Annotated in this window: 14 protein-coding genes and 6 tRNA genes; 17 read left to right on the top strand and 3 right to left on the bottom strand. The window is 70.3% G+C overall.

The window, feature by feature from the left end:
• Genes EP757_RS03810 through EP757_RS03800 form a run of 3 tightly spaced genes read left to right on the top strand, consistent with a single transcriptional unit; the run spans position 1 to position 1,715 of the window.
• Positions 1 to 528 carry an FMN-binding protein gene (locus EP757_RS03810; protein WP_127542815.1) on the top strand — a complete coding sequence of 176 codons (528 nt, stop codon included), beginning with the start codon at positions 1 to 3 and terminating at the stop codon, positions 526 to 528.
• Between the two features lie 30 nt (positions 529 to 558).
• The gene (locus EP757_RS03805; RefSeq protein WP_127554070.1) at positions 559 to 1,275 is read left to right on the top strand and encodes an FAD:protein FMN transferase; all 717 of its coding nucleotides are present in this window, start codon (positions 559 to 561) and stop codon (positions 1,273 to 1,275) included.
• Between the two features lie 11 nt (positions 1,276 to 1,286).
• Positions 1,287 to 1,715 carry a GNAT family N-acetyltransferase gene (locus EP757_RS03800; RefSeq protein WP_127542814.1) on the top strand — a complete coding sequence of 143 codons (429 nt, stop codon included), beginning with the start codon at positions 1,287 to 1,289 and terminating at the stop codon, positions 1,713 to 1,715.
• Here EP757_RS03800 and EP757_RS03795 read toward each other — a convergent pair.
• On the bottom strand, positions 1,712 to 2,260 hold the full coding sequence (locus tag EP757_RS03795) for a GNAT family N-acetyltransferase (RefSeq protein WP_160165760.1): 549 nt from the start codon (positions 2,258 to 2,260) through the stop codon (positions 1,712 to 1,714). The two genes, EP757_RS03800 and EP757_RS03795, sit on opposite strands and share 4 nt — an antisense overlap.
• A 114-nt stretch (positions 2,261 to 2,374) precedes the next feature.
• On the opposite strand from EP757_RS03795, the gene EP757_RS03790 reads away from it, so the two are divergent.
• From EP757_RS03790 to EP757_RS03740, 9 genes are all read left to right on the top strand, one after another.
• Positions 2,375 to 2,447: transfer RNA gene (locus tag EP757_RS03790), tRNA-Gly, on the top strand.
• Positions 2,448 to 2,476: 29 nt separating this feature from the next.
• Positions 2,477 to 2,547: transfer RNA gene (locus tag EP757_RS03785), tRNA-Cys, on the top strand.
• A 26-nt stretch (positions 2,548 to 2,573) separates the two neighbouring features.
• A tRNA-Val gene (locus EP757_RS03780) sits at positions 2,574 to 2,645 on the top strand.
• Positions 2,646 to 3,746: 1,101 nt separating this feature from the next.
• Positions 3,747 to 5,051, top strand: coding sequence for an IS256 family transposase (locus EP757_RS03765; RefSeq protein WP_232049958.1), 1,305 nt, complete (start codon positions 3,747 to 3,749; stop codon positions 5,049 to 5,051).
• A 195-nt stretch (positions 5,052 to 5,246) separates the two neighbouring features.
• Complete coding sequence (locus tag EP757_RS03760) at positions 5,247 to 6,344, top strand: S1C family serine protease (protein WP_127542812.1); 1,098 nt, start codon at positions 5,247 to 5,249, stop codon at positions 6,342 to 6,344.
• A 26-nt stretch (positions 6,345 to 6,370) separates the two neighbouring features.
• Complete coding sequence (locus tag EP757_RS03755) at positions 6,371 to 7,396, top strand: TetR/AcrR family transcriptional regulator (protein ID WP_232050360.1); 1,026 nt, start codon at positions 6,371 to 6,373, stop codon at positions 7,394 to 7,396.
• Positions 7,393 to 7,938 carry a transcriptional regulator gene (locus tag EP757_RS03750; RefSeq protein WP_127542811.1) on the top strand — a complete coding sequence of 182 codons (546 nt, stop codon included), beginning with the start codon at positions 7,393 to 7,395 and terminating at the stop codon, positions 7,936 to 7,938. Before EP757_RS03755 ends, EP757_RS03750 begins: the two co-directional genes overlap by 4 nt.
• A complete protein-coding gene (locus tag EP757_RS03745) occupies positions 7,935 to 9,125 on the top strand; it encodes a PEP/pyruvate-binding domain-containing protein (RefSeq protein ID WP_232050359.1) in 1,191 nt (396 codons plus the stop codon). Before EP757_RS03750 ends, EP757_RS03745 begins: the two co-directional genes overlap by 4 nt.
• Before the next feature lie 53 nt (positions 9,126 to 9,178).
• On the top strand, positions 9,179 to 10,342 hold the full coding sequence (locus EP757_RS03740) for an oxygenase MpaB family protein (protein WP_127542810.1): 1,164 nt from the start codon (positions 9,179 to 9,181) through the stop codon (positions 10,340 to 10,342).
• Here EP757_RS03740 and EP757_RS44575 read toward each other — a convergent pair.
• The gene (locus EP757_RS44575) at positions 10,278 to 12,293 is read right to left on the bottom strand and encodes a methyl-accepting chemotaxis protein (protein WP_127542809.1); all 2,016 of its coding nucleotides are present in this window, start codon (positions 12,291 to 12,293) and stop codon (positions 10,278 to 10,280) included. The two genes, EP757_RS03740 and EP757_RS44575, sit on opposite strands and share 65 nt — an antisense overlap.
• A 25-nt stretch (positions 12,294 to 12,318) precedes the next feature.
• On the opposite strand from EP757_RS44575, the gene EP757_RS03730 reads away from it, so the two are divergent.
• Positions 12,319 to 12,732, top strand: coding sequence for a thioesterase family protein (locus EP757_RS03730; protein WP_127542808.1), 414 nt, complete (start codon positions 12,319 to 12,321; stop codon positions 12,730 to 12,732).
• A gap of 290 nt (positions 12,733 to 13,022) precedes the next feature.
• Here EP757_RS03730 and EP757_RS03725 read toward each other — a convergent pair whose 3' ends face one another.
• Entirely contained in the window at positions 13,023 to 13,943 is a 921-nt protein-coding gene (locus tag EP757_RS03725; RefSeq protein ID WP_127542807.1) for a hypothetical protein, read from the bottom strand.
• Between the two features lie 202 nt (positions 13,944 to 14,145).
• Here EP757_RS03725 and EP757_RS03720 point away from each other — a divergent pair, with 202 nt between their 5' ends.
• The 4 genes from EP757_RS03720 to EP757_RS03705 all read left to right on the top strand — a co-directional run bounded on the left by EP757_RS03720 (position 14,146) and on the right by EP757_RS03705 (position 14,682).
• On the top strand, positions 14,146 to 14,337 hold the full coding sequence (locus EP757_RS03720; RefSeq protein ID WP_127542806.1) for a hypothetical protein: 192 nt from the start codon (positions 14,146 to 14,148) through the stop codon (positions 14,335 to 14,337).
• 71 nt (positions 14,338 to 14,408) lie between these two features.
• A tRNA-Gly gene (locus tag EP757_RS03715) sits at positions 14,409 to 14,481 on the top strand.
• A gap of 38 nt (positions 14,482 to 14,519) precedes the next feature.
• Positions 14,520 to 14,590: transfer RNA gene (locus EP757_RS03710), tRNA-Cys, on the top strand.
• 20 nt (positions 14,591 to 14,610) lie between these two features.
• Positions 14,611 to 14,682: transfer RNA gene (locus tag EP757_RS03705), tRNA-Val, on the top strand.
• Positions 14,683 to 14,697 lie beyond the last annotated feature (15 nt).

Below are 14,697 nucleotides of genomic sequence, written 5' to 3'. Positions count from 1 at the left end.
ATGCGACGTAGTACCGCAGCTGCTGTCGGCACCCTCACCGGCGCGGCCCTGATCCTCGGGGTGCGCCTGAGCGTGCAGCCGCCGGACGCGCCGGTGGCGACCTCCCCGGTGGCGCAGGAGGCCCCCGCCGACGGGGACTCGGGTGACTCGGAGGAGGCCGCCGCTGAGCCCTCTCCCTCGGCCAGCAAGAAGGCTTCCAAGAAGAAGGAGGCCGCTCCTGCCGAATCGCCGGCCGAAGAGGAGGAGGCCGGGCTCAAGGCCGGCACCTACAAGGGCAAGGCGGCCCAGAACGAGTACGGCACCGTCCAGGTCACCATCAAGATCAGTGGCGGCAAGATCTCGGCTGCCGACGCCACGTACCCGACCGACGGCTTCAGCGGCACCATCAACCCGAACGCGGTGAGGAAGCTCGCCGCGGCCACCCTGCAGGCGCAGAGCGCCGAAGTGGACGGGGTGTCGGGGGCCACGTACACGAGCCAGTCGTACGTCGAGTCTCTTCAGGCCGCCCTGGACAAGGCGGGCGCGTAGGGTTCACGCGTGCGGCACGTCGAGCAGGTGATGGGTACGGCGGTCAGTATCGAGCTGGCCGACTCGGAGGACTCCGGCTTGGTCGATCTGGTGTGTTCGTGGTTTCACGAGGTCGATGCCCGCTTCAGCACCTACAAGCCGGACAGTGAGGTCTGCCGCTTCCGCGACGGCGCCCTGAAACTCCAGGACGCCTCACCGGACCTGCGGCTCGTCCTCGACCGCTGCGCCGACCTGTGGCGTGAGACCGACGGCTACTTCGACGCGTACGCCGGCGGCGCCCTCGACCCGTCCGGCTACGTCAAGGGCTGGTCCGTCGAGGTGGCGTCGCGCAAACTCGCCGAGGCCGGCTCGCGGCGGCACTACATCAACGCCGGCGGCGACATCCGGATGCGCGGCTCCGGCCCGTCCGGCCGGCCGTGGCGGGTCGGCGTCCGGCACCCGTGGGAGGCGGACAAGCTGAGCTGGGTGCTCGAACTCGCCGACGGCGCGGTCGCCACCTCCGGGACGTACGAGCGGGGGGCGCACGTCTACGACCCGCGCACCGGCAAGCCGGCCACCGGCCTCCGATCGGTCACCGTGACCGGCCCCGATCTGGCCGTGGCGGACGCCTATGCGACGGCTGCCCTGGCGATGGGCGAGACGGGGCTGTCCTGGCTGGCCAAGCGGGTGGCCGAGGGCTACGAGTCGGCGGCCGTCACCGATGACGGCCGGGCGTACACCTCCCCGGGCCTTCCCATCGCCAGGTGATCATTGGTGACATGACCACGCTGACGCCGGGGTACCGGCTGGCCGACGGACCGCCCTCGCTCGACGCCTATCTGGCGCTGCGCATCGACTCCGGCCTCACCCCGCCCTCCCGGGAGCAGGCCGCGGCCGGGCTCGGCGGCGCCTGGGCGGCGGTGCACGTGATCCACGAGGAGTCCGGCGCGACCGTCGGCATGGGCCGCGTGCTCGGCGACGGCGGCTGGTACTTCCACATCATCGACATGGCCGTCTCGCCCGATCACCAGCGCCGCGGGCTCGGCGACGCCGTGCTGACGGCCCTGCTCGAACGGATCCGCCGGGATGCTCCGGCCGGGGCGTACGTGAACCTGCTCGCCGATCCTCCCGGGCGTCGCCTCTATGAACGGCACGGGTTCCGGGAGACCGCGCCGCACTCGCTCGGGATGGCTCGCCGACTCGGTTAGGCGTCGCGTGCCCCCGGCCACGGACCCGGGGTTTCCGCCGTGCTCGTGCGAGGCGTGACATCGGTGCGGTAGAGGGTCATGCCCCGCGCCCGGTAGTTCGCCAGCGCCGCCGGTCCGTCCAGGCTGCACGTGTGCACCCACACCCGGCGGGTCGGCGACCCCTGCGCCCACGCCCTGCGCAGGCCCTCGGTGAGCAGGTGACCGCCGATGCCGAGCCCCGCGAACTGTGGCAGCAGCCCGAAATAGGCGATCTCCACCTCTTCCGGCGCCCGGCCGTCGAGCTCGATGTAGCCGGCGGGTGTTCCGCGTACCCACGCCACCCACGTCTCCACGCCCGGCGCCGCCAGCCAGTCGTGCCACTGCTGCCACGTCCACGGCAGCCGGTCCGTCCAGAACCAGTCCCCGCCCACCGCCGTGTACAGGAACCGGCTGAACTCCGGGCTCGGCACCTCCGCCCGCCGGATCTCCACCGGTTCCGCCGGCTCCCGCCCGGCCCGGATCTGCGCGGCGTCGGTCTGTTCCAAGTACCAGGTAGTCAGCTCCACACTCCCGATCCTGGCGCGTTTTCGCAGGTGACGACACGCCGGGGTACCCCGGTTTGGCGGCGGGCGGCATGACCGGCTAATGTTTTGTCCGTCGCCGGGACACACCGGAGACACGCGGACGTAGCGCAGCTGGTAGCGCATCACCTTGCCAAGGTGAGGGTCGCGGGTTCGAATCCCGTCGTCCGCTCGGAGCGGCCTGTTACTCGGGGCCACCTCGGTGGAGTGGCCGAGAGGCGAGGCAACGGCCTGCAAAGCCGTGTACACGGGTTCAAATCCCGTCTCCACCTCGCATGTTTTTCTGCACCACATGCCAGGGCGATTGGCGCAGCGGGAGCGCGCTTCCTTGACACGGAAGAGGTCACTGGTTCGATCCCAGTATCGCCCACAAGACCGGGGCCGGAGTGTGTCAGCCAGAAGCGCTGACCCAGCCGGCCTCGTTTTGTTTTGCGCGACTTCGTCGCGCTAGGCGAGGGCTTCGCCACCCGCACCCCATCTGCCGGGCTCACCCTGCGTGGATGGTCTCGCTGAAGGTGCCACGTCATCTGCGCTTGCTCCACTCGCGCTCGCCCAACCGAGCCGGAGCCGTCCCGCCGGGCGAGGGATCCCCAGTTCGCTCTGATCGAGCGGTCACCCTTTCCGCCGCTCGCTTGAGCCGTAGCTGACGTACTCACATCTCTGCGCTTCGGCACACGCCAGCCTGTTCGGCTGTCCCGCTTCCCGCGTGCTGTTGTGTTCCTGCGTCACCGCGCTTCCGCGTCCCGCAATTCCGCTCCGGCGCTGCGACCGGCACCGCACCTCGGGTCCGCCTTTGCCTGCGGCCCTCCTTGTCTGCGGCCCCTGACGGCGCGTCCGCCCCGCCTGCGCGTCCGCCCCGCCTGCGCGTCCGCCCTTGCCTGCGCGTCCGCCTGCGCTGTACTGCGTCGCACTCTCGCCAAGCTTCCATCGCAGATCTTGAGTGACTTTGTCCAGCGGGGTGGCGAGGATCGCTCAAGATCCGGCCGACTGCCGACTGCCGACTGCCGACTGCCGACTGCTGACTGCTGACTGCTGACTGCTGCCTGCCGACTGCTGAGCGCCGGCCGCCCCCTGCTGAGCGCCGGCCGCCCCCTGCCTCTGCCGCCGACCGCCGAGCGCCGACCGCCGACCGCCGACTGCCTACCGGTGACCGCCGACCGCCGACCGCCGGCAGAGGCAGGGGACGGGTGGCACGCGGGGGCGTGATCACCGGCGCGCGTTCACTTCCACGCCGCCCTCGACCTCGTCGACATGCTCGGCCGGCTGAACGCCGTACCCCCCCCGACGGCCTCAATCGAGCGACAGAACGCAATGGCACTGCTCGCCTGCTCCTGCACCGGCGGATTGGTGGAGGATCGTGGGGCCCATGACACCTGCAAGTTTCCGCTAAGCCCCGATGATCCAAGATCCCCCGGCACCCCTCGCGGGACTGTAAGAAAAACGGTGTAACTCCTGATCAAGGAGACACCAGATGACCGTGACGATCGATGCCACCGTGGATACTTCGGCGGTGGCCAAGAAGAAGGATCCGGCAACCACCCCGGAAGGCGTGGATGCCGAGCTAGTCGGCCAGCTGGTCGAGCAGGCCCGCGCAGCGGGCCTGCAACTGACCGGCGAAGGCGGTCTGCTGCAGCAGTTGACCAAGCGAGTGATCGAAGCCGCCCTCGATGGTGAGATCACCGATCACCTCGGCTATGAGAAACACGACCCGGCCGGCAAAGACGGCGGCAACTCCCGTAACGGGACCCGGGCCAAGACCGTGCTGACCGATGTCGGCCCGGTCGAGATCACCGTGCCGCGCGATCGCGACGCCTCGTTCGAGCCGCAGATCGTCAAGAAGCGGCAACGTCGGCTGACTGGTGTCGAGGACATGGTCCTGTCGCTGTCGGCGAAAGGCCTGACCACCGGGGAGATCAGCGCTCACCTGGCCGAGGTCTATGGCGCCGACGTCTCGCGCCAGACGATCTCCACGATCACCGATAAGGTCATCGACGGCATGGCCGAGTGGCAGAACCGGCCCCTCGACAGGGTCTATCCGGTGATCTTCCTGGACGCGATCAACGTCAAGATCCGCGACGGCAAAGTCGCCAACCGGCCCATCTACGTCGCCCTCGCGGTCACCGCCGAGGGCACCCGCGACATCCTCGGGCTCTGGGCTGGCGACGGCGGCGAAGGCGCCAAGTTCTGGTTCAGCGTGTGCACCGAGCTCAAGAACCGTGGTGTCGAGGACGTGCTGATGGCCGTCTGCGACGGCCTGACCGGGCTGCCTGACGCGATCAACACCGTCTGGCCGAAGACCGTGGTCCAGACCTGCGTGGTGCACCTGCTGCGCAACTCGTTCAAATACGCCGGCCGCCAGCACTACGACGCCATCGCCAAGGCACTCAAGCCGGTCTACACCGCACCGACCGAGCAGGCTGCCGAGCAGCGCTTCCTGGAGTTCGCTGAGGCCTGGGGCGAGCGATATCCGGCGATCGTCCGGCTCTGGGAGAACGCCTGGGCCGAGTTCGTGCCGTTCCTCGCGTTCGACGCCGAAATCCGTAAGGTCGTCTGCTCCACCAACGCGATCGAGAGCGTGAACGCCCGCATCCGCCGCGCCGTCCGGGCCCGCGGGCACTTCCCGAACGAGCAGGCCGCCCTGAAATGCGTCTACCTGGCCGTGATGGCCCTGGACCCGACCGGCGCTGGCCGCCGCCGCTGGACCATCCGCTGGAAACCCGCCCTCAACGCCTTCGACCTCGCCTTCGAAGGACGGCTCACCGCAGGCCGCAACTAACCCTCAACAAGATCGAGTTACACCGTTTTCTTGACAGTCCCCCCCTCGCTGGTCAGGGCAGACGGGCTGGTGACAGGTCCAGGTCGCGGTCGGCTTCGCAGGGGCGGCCGGGACAGAGGTCATTCTCTGCGGGGGATGTCCGGGGGTGGGAATGGGCCTTTGCTGGGAGCTTCGGCATCGGTGAAGGCGGTGGTTATGGATACCGGTAGCGGGGCGGCGCGCCCCTCCGGCGGGGGCTGGGTCACGTGGGTGGGTATAGCGGTCGCAGCCGTGCTCGGGGCTGTGGTGGGAGGGGTCGCGGTCTCGTCGAACGAGCAGACGGCGGCGGGTAGTCCAGGGGCTGTGCCGTTGCCGGGGACCGCGGAGACCTGTGCGGCGACCGGTGTGGCGGATGCGGTGCTGCCGAGCGTCGTGACGATCTCGGCGACGAACGGGCAGGCCGGCGGGACCGGATCGGGGGAGATCATCCGGTCGGAGGGGTACATCCTCACCAACAACCACGTGATCTCGCTGGCTGCGGACGGCGGGCAGGTCAGTGTGCTGTTCAACGACGGGCGGACCGTGCCTGCCGTGATCACCGGGCGCGACCCCAAGTCGGACCTCGCAGTGATCAAGGTGGATGGGCAGTCGAACCTTCCGGTGATCGCTTTCGGTAAGTCCGAGGACGTCCAGGTGGGCCAGCCGGTGGTGGCGCTGGGTGCGCCGCTGGGCCTGTCGAACACGGTCACGTCCGGGATCGTCAGCGCGCTGGACCGGACGATCGAGGTTCCGGGTGACGACGGGCAGACGGCGCTGCTGGTCTCGGCCGTGCAGACCGACGCGGCGATCAACCCGGGTAACAGTGGTGGCGCACTGGTGAACTGCGCGGGCGAGCTGATCGGTGTGCCGTCGGCGGGCGCCAGCATCCCGGACTCGTCGGGTGGCAGCAGCAGCGGCGACATCGGCCTGGGCTTCGCCATTCCGGTCGACCACGCCAAGGCGGTCTCCGACGAGATCATCGACACCGGGACGGTCACGCACGCGTTCTTCGGGTTCAGCCTGATCACGGTTCCGGCGACGCAGAATCAGCCGGGCGGCGTCTACGTCCGGTCGGTGGTGCCGAACGGCCCCGCCGCGCAGGCCGGCATCCAGCCCGGCGACATCATCACGTCGATCGACGGCAGCCCGGTCTCCTCGACGAACGACATCGCGGCGGTGACGCTGACGAAGAACCCCGGCGACATCGTCAAGGTCGACTACACGCGGAACGGCAAGACCGGTTCCGCACAGGTCAAACTCGGAGCGCAGCAGTAGTCAGATGTTCCGAACATCCGGATGACGTGAGTATCCTGGTGGGCATGGTCCGGCTCACCAGGGTGCAACAGCAGGCCCGCACGCGTTCAGTAGTGCTCGCGGCGGCCGCCGACGAGTTCCGCGAGCACGGCTTCGCGGATGCCAAAATCGATCGGATAGCGGCGCGGGCCGACCTCACGCGCGGGGCTGTTTACTCGAATTTCCCCAGCAAGAGGGCCCTCTATCTAGCGGTGCTGCTCGATGCGATGCCTGCGCCATTCCAAGATCTCCAGAATGCCCCAGAGGACGCCGCCGCGGAGTTCGCCCGCGCCTGGCTGGACCGCCTCCCGTTGGCAGGTGACTCGCCCGCCGACGGGAGGCTGCGGTCCCAGTCGCTCGCCAGCGTCTTCGAGGACGAGCCAGGGCGGACCGCATTGACCGGAATAGCCCATCTGGAGGCGCTGCTCCTGGCTACAGTTCTGGATCATTCGGTACGCCGGACAGCGCTGCTCTTGACGATGCTTCACGGCGCGCGAGAACTGGCCCGGTCGGCGCCCGGGTTCGGTGACCCGTTCGATGTGGTGGCCGCCTGCCGCCATCTGGCCGCGATGGACGTCCCGGGCGGCTGGGATCCGCCCTACCTGCCGTTCGTCGCGCCGGCGGCGCAGGTCCGGGCTCCCTGGACACCCCCGGAAGGCCTGACCGACGCCCTGACCGGCCGCCCCGCCGACCTGACCGGCGACGGCCTCGTGACAGTCCTCGGATCCGCTCGCCTGACAGCGGCCGAGGAGGCGGTCCGTTCCCGTGAACGCGCCACGATCGCGGTGGTGACCGCCGACCCCGCCGAGACCGGCGCACTGATCAGGCTGAGGATCGCTGAACTGACCGGTTGTCTGCCGAAGGCGACCTTCCCGTTCCAGCTGGTCTTCGACGAGCGGGGCATGATCGCCGCAGCGGTCGAGGCGGAGGTGGACGACAGCACGCAGATGGCGGTCCGCATCAGCGGCGGCCGGATCGTGGCCAGGGCGAGCGGCCGGGGCGCGGCCTACGCGGTGACACGGGAGGACCGATGAGCGACGTCCTGCACACCCTTCGCTGCATCGGTTTCGCCGAGCTGCCCCGGGTGGCACACGCCGCCGGCCTCAGCGACGCCGACACCGAGTCCGAGCTCATCGACCTCGCCGTGGAAGGGCTGGTCACCCGCGAGTTCGGTGGCTGGGGCCTGACCGATGTGGGCCGGGCCGAGGACGCTCGCCGGACCGGCGCCGGACTCGACGCGACGGGAGAGCGGGAGGCGGTCACCCGGGCGTACGAACGATTCCTGGTCCTCAATCCCGAGTTGCTCGACCTCTGCTCGGCCTGGCAGTTGAACGACCACACCGATCCGGAGCACGACGAACGGATCATCCGCCGCTTCGAGGACCTGGACGCCCGGGCCGGCGCGGTCCTGGCGGGACTGTCCCGGTTCGGGCGCTACCGCGTACGCCTGACCGCAGCCCTCACCGAGGTCAGAAACGGTCATCGGGAGCACCTGGCGGACAGCCTGGAGTCGTACCACGTGATCTGGTTCCAGCTCCACGAAGATCTCCTGGCGACGCTCGGGATCCCCCGGTGAGGTCGGCCAAGGAGGAGGGCCTGATCGTCCTGCGCGATCTCGGCCTGCCGGTGCCGCCGTGGCGGGCCATCCCGCCGGGAGGGACGCCGGACCGGAACCTCGGCGACGAGCTGGGCGGACGGGTGTCGGTGCGGTCCGGCGCGGCCGTCTCGATGCCGGGCATGATGGACACCGTCCTCGACGTCCGCAGTGATCAGCTGGCCGACGCCGTCCGCACGGTGGCGGCCTCCTGGGACAGCCCGCGTGCCGTCACCTACCGCGAGCTGCACGGCATCCCCCACGACCTCGGCACCTGGGTGATCGTGCAGACCATGGTCTTCGGCGACCGGGACGACGACAGTTTCTCCGGGGTGGCGTTCAGCCGGGACCCGAACACCGGCGCGCCGGGGTTGTTCGGGGAGGTGGCGCGGCGGGCGCGGGGTGACGTGGTGGTCGCCGGGGAGTCGCCGACGCTGCCGCTCGGCGAGCTGCCTTCCCCGATCCGTGAAGAGCTGCGGGCCGCCCTGCGCCGGCTGGAGCGGCATTACCGGGACGTCTGCCACGTCGAGTTCACGGTGGACGCCGGGAGACTCTGGTTCCTGCAGGTGCGGCCCGGTGGGCTGGCCGCCGCCGCGGTGGTCCGGGTCGCCGTCGACCTCGCCGACGAAGGCGTGATCGACCACGCGGACGCTGTGCTGCGGGTGCGGCCCTCGCACGTGCGGGCCGCTCGTACAGAAATGATTGGTTTCGGACATGGGCTCGAGATAATCGCCAAAGGCAGGGGCGCCAGCCCCGGTGTCGCCGCCGGACGGATCGCGGTGAGTGCGGATCGGGCCGTGCGGATGGCGTCGGACGGGCCCGTCGTGCTGGTCAGAACGCATACATCACCGCTCGACATGCACGGATTGGCCGCTGCCGCCGGGGTCGTCACCGTGCAGGGAGGACCGGCCAGCCACGCCGCGGTGGTGGCCCGTTCGATGGGGAAACCCGCGGTGGTCCGCGCGGCGATCGAGGTCGGGTCTGCCGAGGTACGAGCAGGGCAGCGCGTCATCGCCGAGGGAACCCTCGTCACCATCGACGGCTCCACCGGGGAGATCGTCCTCGGGCGTGCGCCGATCACTTCCAGACACGCCGACGATCACCTGCGGCGACTCAGGGAGTGGTCGGACCGAGGACCAGGAGATCCGGCGTCGGCGTCAGGTCGATGAGCGAGTCCGGCGACCCGATTGGTGCTGAGGCCGGCTCACTTTATCGTCGATGCATGACCACGACGACGCCCACGAGGTTCGGCCTGGACCGGGCGTGGTCCGAGAAGGCCGCCCGCCCGCTGCGCCTGGTGGCCGGCCCGGACGCCACGCCGAGCGCCGATGAGCTGGCCGCCCTGGCCGCCGGGCTGAACCGCCGCGACGACCTCGCCGACGCGCTGGTCCGGTCGATGAGGCCGGCCGACGTGCACCGGATCTTCGCGTCCGGATCGCTGGACGAGCTCGGCGACCTCTACACGGCCGTCCAGCGCAAGCCCGGCTGGGTCGACGACGACCTGGTGCGCCAGGGCGCCGAGGCCTGCCGGACGTTCGGGATGGACGCCGGGCTGGTCCTCGCGTACGGCTCCCTGCTCGGCGGCTACCGCACCGCCGCGGCCCTCGAACCGCTGGTGCGCACCGGGCGGCTGGCCGGTGGCGAGACGCTGCGCCGGATCAAGGAGACGTCGATCTGGTGGCGGGCCGTGACCGCGCCGGGCGGCCTCGAACCGGGCGCCGCGGGATTCCGGCTCACCCTGCACGTCCGGCTCATGCACGCCCTGCTCAACGCGCGGCTGGAAGCGGATCCGACCTGGGACCACGAGCTGCGCGGCCTGCCGATCAACCAGTATGACCAGGCCAGCACCCTCGGCGTCTTCAGCACCAGTTTCCTGCTGCACCTGCGGCTGCTCGGCGTCCGCGTCTCCGGTGCCGACGCCGCGGCCGTCATGCACCTGTGGAGCTACGTCGGCTGGCTCATGGGCGTCGACGAACAGTGGCTGCCGCACACCGAACGCCGCGGCCGCCGCCTCCTCTACCACTTCCTGTCGAACGATCCGCCGCCGGACGCCAACAGCACGGCCCTGGCCCGGGCGCTCATCCACATGGCCGACGACGTTCCCGGGTGGCGCGGCACGTACGAACGGGAGCGGGCGCTCTCGGTCAGCTGCTGGCTGCTCGGACCGGCCGCGATGCGCGATCTAGGGTTGCCGTACCGGCTCCCCTGGTACGGGCTCGGGCGCATCCTCGCCAACCTGGTGGTCAGCCACGGCGTGGGGCGGCTGCCGGGCGGGCGGTCGTACCTGCTGAACCGCAGCGAACGCCAGGCGCAGGCCCAGTTCAGTCGGTGGACATCAATCGATCAGCGAACGACACCAGCCGCTCGGCCAGCCCCTCATCCGTGATCATGAACTGGAGGCCGATCTCCGGGCCGTCCCTGTTCACCACCCGCGCCACCAGTTCCAGATGCTCGCCACCGCTGTCCAGCTGCACCTTCAGGTCGTGACCCTCGTCGAACTGCCGGCTGTCCGGCACCTGGCAGCGCAGGCCACCGGCGGAGACGTTCACCAGCACCGCCTCCACCGGGGCGATGCCCGGCCGGGTGAGGACGACCCGGCCGGCCGCCGCGATCCGGTCGTGCTCGCGGCGTTCCAGGCTCCCGGCCAGCCCGGCCATGTCCTCGATCCGGCCCAGCGTGGCGGCCATCTGCTCGGCCAGCCGGTCCATGAGCCGGCCCTGGTCGGCGGCGACCGATCGCAGTGAGGTGGCCGCGTCACCCACCCCGGCGATCCCCTCGATCATCGTGGTGATGGTCCGGGCCATCGCCGTGGTGTCGCTCTTCAGATCGTCGATCGTCCGGGTGATCTGGTCGGTCGACTCGGCGGTGTGGTTGGCGAGCTGCTTCACCTCGTCGGCCACGACCGTGAAGCCGTACCCGAGATCACCGGCCCGCGCCGCCTCGATCGTCGCGTTCAAGGCGAGCAGCCGGGTCTGGCCCGCGATGCCGGTGACCAGCGCCGCCGTCTCGGCCACCCGGCGCAGGCTCTCCTCCAGCGAGGCGATCACGTGCTCGGCGTCCTGGGCCTGCCGCACGATGGCCCTCGTGGCGTCGTCCGCGTCGCTGATCCGCTCGTCGATCAGATCCGACGCGCCGGTCACCTCGCCGACCTTGTCCTGCACCTGCCGCAACTCGTCGGCGATCACCCCGGTGGATTCGTCGATCACTTCCTGGGTACGCCGGCGGAACTGTGCCTCCGCCTGCCTCTGGTGCAGGAACCCCGCCTTCAGTTGCTGCTCACGGGCCTGCGCGGCGCCGGCGAGCGCGGCCTCCTGCTCGGCGAGCCGGCAACGGGCCACCTCCAGCGCGCGGCCGATGTCACCCATCTCGTCCTTGCCGGTGGGCACCGGCCGTGGCTCCAGATCGGCGGCGGCGATCGCGGAGACGGCCGCCACGTTCTGCCGCACGTCGTTGCTCATCCGCCACAGCACGGCGGCCGCGCACCAGAGGGCCAGCAGAAAGCCGCCGATGGAGATCGCCAGGATCACGCCGCGTTCCGTCCGGTAGGCGGCGATCCGGTCGTCGAGGAGCGCGGCGAGGCTCTCGTGCAGCGGGCCGACCGCCGCCACGGCCGCCGCGGCGGCCTCGGACGGGTCGGCCGGCCCCGGATCGTCGAGCGAGCCGGTGAGCACTGTGGCCAGCGCGCTGATCTCGGTGGCCAGCGCGTTCACCGGCGTGAGCCTCTGCCGGAGCTCCTGGTCGTCGGTGTTGGCGACGGCGGTGGCGACGTCGTTCTCCAGCGCCGCGGCGTAGCCGGCGAGCCGCCCGGCCAGCACCGCCTGCGACGCCGTGGTGAGGCCCGGCGCGGACGCCTGCAACGCGGCGAGCAGTGCCTGCGGCACCTGCACCACCTGGGCGTCCATCACGTAGAACGAGTCCAGATCCGGATCCAGCATCAGGTTCGAGTTGTTCCCGATCACCGACGCCATGGACGCCAGTCCGGATGCCGTGGCCAGGCGGTTCCCCGTGCTTCCGTCGCCGGCCTCCGGCACGGCGGACGCGGCCTCAGCGAGGTCCAGGTCCGGATGGGCGGCGGCGGCCTCCCGGATCGCTTCCAGATCCGTCGTACGGGCGGAAGCCGTCTCGGCCAGCGCCGCCAGCACCGGGCGGAGCGCGTCGGCACCGTCCCGTTCCCGCGTGCTGAAGCTGATGTCAGCACTGGTCACCCACGTGTACATGCCGGTCGCGAGCGCACCCGGCACGAGGAGCGCGAGCACCACCACGCCGAGCCGGGTGCCGGTGCGGACGCGATCGGTGACCGCGACCACCGGGCGGAGCAGGACGGGGACGCTCTTCACCCCCACAGTGTGTGACGATCAGGCGATGTATCAGGTGCGGATCGCAGTACGCGGATACGAACTCGACCTTCAAGGCCACGTGAACCAGGCCGTCTACCTGCAATACGGGGAACACGCCCGCTGGCAGTGCTTCATGGCCGCCGGCGTCACCCCGGACGTCCTCCTCGGCGCCGGCTTCGGCCCGGTGGTCCTGGAGACGACGATCCGCTACCTGAGAGAACTACGAGCCGGCGACGAGTTCAACGTCTCCTGCGCCTTCACGTGGGGCTCGGGCAAGACATTCCAGGTGGCCCAGGACTACGTACGCGTCGACGGCACCCCGGTGGCCGCCGTCACCGGAGTGGCCGGCCTCCTCAACCGCCAGACCCGCCGCCTACTGCCCGACCCCGCCACCCGCCTCCGCGAAGTGGCAAAGGACGCAACGCTGCTAGGCCTCTGACCGCAGGTCCCGCCCACTTCGCCGCGCTCGCCGCCCGCCCTCTTGTAGCCCTCGCCGCCCGCCCACTTCGCCGCCCGCGCCTTTGTAGCCCGCGCCGCCCGCCCACTTCGCTGCCCGCGCCGCCCGAGCCTTCGCTGCCTTCGCCGCCCTCCTACTTCGCGGATCTTGAGCGATTTTCGACACGGGAATGTGGGAGATCGCTCAAGATCCGCGAGGGGACGGGACGGAACGCGACGCGACGCGACGAAGGGAGGGGAGGGGAGTCGCGCCGCCTTCGGGTTATGAGCCGATCAGGTGCCGGTGCCCTGTTCGGTCTGGGTCTGGGACTGGCCATCTGGCAGGGTGCCGCCGGGGAAGCCCTGGCCGGTCGTGCCCTGCTGAAGCGTGCCGTTCTGAGTAGCGCCGTTCTCAGTGGTCCCGTTCTGGGTCGTGCCGTCTTGGGTCGTGCCGTTCTGTGTGGTGCCGTCCTGCGTAGTGGTGCCGTCCTGCGTAGTGGTGCCGTCCTGCGTAGTGGTGCCGCCCTGGCTGCCCTGGCCGAAGCCACCGCCGCCCTGGCCCTGGCCGCCGAAGCCGCCGCCACTGCCGAAGCCGCCGCCGCCTCGCATGCCGCCGTTGCCGGGGCCGCCCTGCTGGACCGTCACGCCCGAGGTGGACGAGCCGTCGCCGCCGGTCGCCGACATGATTCCGGCGGTCAGGCCGGAACTCGCTACCGCGGTGACCAGTACCGCCGCGGCGAGCACCAGTTTGGGACTCTTCGCGAATCGGTCCTTCACCGAGGCCTTCGACGGCGGCGTCCAGGGCGGCGGCGCGCCGGGACCGCTCATCGGCGGCGCCCATCCACCGGCCGGCGGTTCACCAGGCGTACCCGATCCGGCACCGCCCGCCGAAGGTTCACCCGCCACGGAACCGATCGGCGCGGAAGAGGCCGCCGGCCCCGCCGGAGTGCTGGTCATCTCCATGAGCTGTCCGGTACGAGCCCAGTCCGGCGGTGTGGGAACCACCTCAGCGGGCGTCACCGGCGCAACGATCGTCTCGGTCGCGGTGGTCGGTGCCAACGGCAGCGCCGCTGTCGGCTCTTCGGCGGGCTGGGGCGTCACCGCCTCGGGCGCCGCCTTCGGCTCACGCTCGGTGGCTGTCGGCGGGACGGAAGGGAAGGCCGCCGTGGCCGGTTCGGTGTCAACGGACTGCTCAACCCGTTCGTGCGTGCTCATCAAGGCTCCTCGACTGGTCACCGAAGACCAGCATCGGCACCGTGCATATGGGGAGTCTGTGACCACGGTGAGCTTCGACTGTGGTGTCGGCCCGGGAAGAACGCCGCCTCAGCCATCTGGCCATAGTCGCGCTATATCGGACTATTTCGTCTCGCCGGACGACCGGTGGGCGCGGCGGCGAGGGAGTGGGAGATTGTGTCCCGTGATCGACGATTCTTTGCAGGCGTATAGCGCCGGCCACGCTGACGGAGCAGTCCGGCACTGCGACCCCGCCCAGGCAGACCACCCCGAGACCGGCCCCGACTACCGCGTCGGCGTCACCGACGGTGGCGTCGCCGCCTTCCAGGCCGAGCTCCTCGCCGAGGTGCGCAGGCTCATCGGCGACCCGCAGTAGGGGACCCGCTTTGCGGCCGGTGGCAGCACTCGGCTAGTGTTTCATCCGTCGCCGGGAAGTTCCGGGGGCGTGCGGACGTAGCGCAGCTGGTAGCGCATCACCTTGCCAAGGTGAGGGTCGCGGGTTCGAATCCCGTCGTCCGCTCGGAGAAGGCTGTTGCTGATCTGAGCATCGGCCGCCACGGTGGAGTGGCCGAGAGGCGAGGCAACGGCCTGCAAAGCCGTGTACACGGGTTCAAATCCCGTCTCCACCTCGCAGGGTTTTGCACCGCACGGGCGATTGGCGCAGCGGGAGCGCGCTTCCTTGACACGGAAGAGGTCACTGGTTCGATCCCAGTATCGCCCACGAGACCGGGGCCGG

Origin of the sequence: Actinoplanes sp. OR16 (assembly GCF_004001265.1) — a bacterium.
In the GTDB taxonomy this organism is placed as follows: Bacteria; Actinomycetota; Actinomycetes; order Mycobacteriales; family Micromonosporaceae; genus Actinoplanes.
Note: the sequence above shows the minus strand (reverse complement) of the source record. Positions and strands in the feature narration are given on the sequence as shown.

Excerpts from the sequence above, each read along its gene's own strand:
- EP757_RS03805 (WP_127554070.1), top strand. The coding sequence starts at position 559 with ATGGGTACGGCGGTCAGTATCGAGCTGGCCGACTCGGAGGACTCCGGC.
- EP757_RS03725 (WP_127542807.1), bottom strand. The coding sequence starts at position 13,943 with ATGAGCACGCACGAACGGGTTGAGCAGTCCGTTGACACCGAACCGGCC.
- EP757_RS03740 (WP_127542810.1), top strand. The coding sequence starts at position 9,179 with ATGACCACGACGACGCCCACGAGGTTCGGCCTGGACCGGGCGTGGTCC.
- EP757_RS03765 (WP_232049958.1), top strand. The coding sequence starts at position 3,747 with ATGACCGTGACGATCGATGCCACCGTGGATACTTCGGCGGTGGCCAAG.
- EP757_RS03760 (WP_127542812.1), top strand. The coding sequence starts at position 5,247 with ATGGATACCGGTAGCGGGGCGGCGCGCCCCTCCGGCGGGGGCTGGGTC.
- EP757_RS03800 (WP_127542814.1), top strand. The coding sequence starts at position 1,287 with ATGACCACGCTGACGCCGGGGTACCGGCTGGCCGACGGACCGCCCTCG.
- EP757_RS03810 (WP_127542815.1), top strand. The coding sequence starts at position 1 with ATGCGACGTAGTACCGCAGCTGCTGTCGGCACCCTCACCGGCGCGGCC.
- EP757_RS03750 (WP_127542811.1), top strand. The coding sequence starts at position 7,393 with ATGAGCGACGTCCTGCACACCCTTCGCTGCATCGGTTTCGCCGAGCTG.
- EP757_RS03730 (WP_127542808.1), top strand. The coding sequence starts at position 12,319 with ATGTATCAGGTGCGGATCGCAGTACGCGGATACGAACTCGACCTTCAA.